This is a genomic window from Sulfitobacter sp. HI0027 (assembly GCF_001634775.1).
Classification (GTDB): Bacteria; Pseudomonadota; Alphaproteobacteria; order Rhodobacterales; family Rhodobacteraceae; genus Sulfitobacter.
Map to the genome: position 1 here is coordinate 1 of NZ_LWER01000259.1, position 582 is coordinate 582.

General features: G+C 58.8%; 1 protein-coding gene. It reads left to right on the forward strand.

Annotated features, from left to right (window positions below):
• Positions 1–582, forward strand: a 582-nt coding sequence (locus A3722_RS24335) for a hypothetical protein (RefSeq protein WP_161488222.1), incomplete at both ends; no start/stop codon positions are given.

A 582-nucleotide genomic window follows, 5' to 3' on the forward strand; every position in this document is an offset into this window, starting at 1 on the left:
GGTAAGGGCAACACCTCTTCTCAAGAGGTGTTGCGCGTCTTGCGCGACGCCCCCGTGATTGCGCCCGATCTTATCGTCTCCCTGTCAGGCATCTGTGATATCGGCTATCTTCTCAATGCCAAGAACTACCCGTTTCGGCATAAATACACCCGGAGGGCCATGGACCATCTCAAGGAACATGGGCTCGTCAATGACGTGGTTTTCGGCCTCCCCGACCCTGCACTCCCCGCCGAAGTCTGGTGCCGGAACCAACGCATGGCGCGGGCGCTTGCCCAAGAGACCGGCAGCGAGATCCTCACCTTTTTGCAGCCGATCCAAGGCTATGGCGCCTACCCCCAAACCGAGGCAGAGCGCGCCTTTTACGACAGCAAAGCAAAGGTGGTACTCAAGGCGGCAGACAAGCCTTACGGCGAATGCCTGCGCGCCTTTTATGAGGTTGTCAAAGACATCATGGCGGCCCAGCCAGAGGCCTATCGTCATATTGTCGACCTGACGGATGCCTTCGACGACTGCCCCGGCGCTTACCGCGACCACCGCCATCAATCGCCACGCGGGGTCACCCATCTGGCAAAGAAAATACTT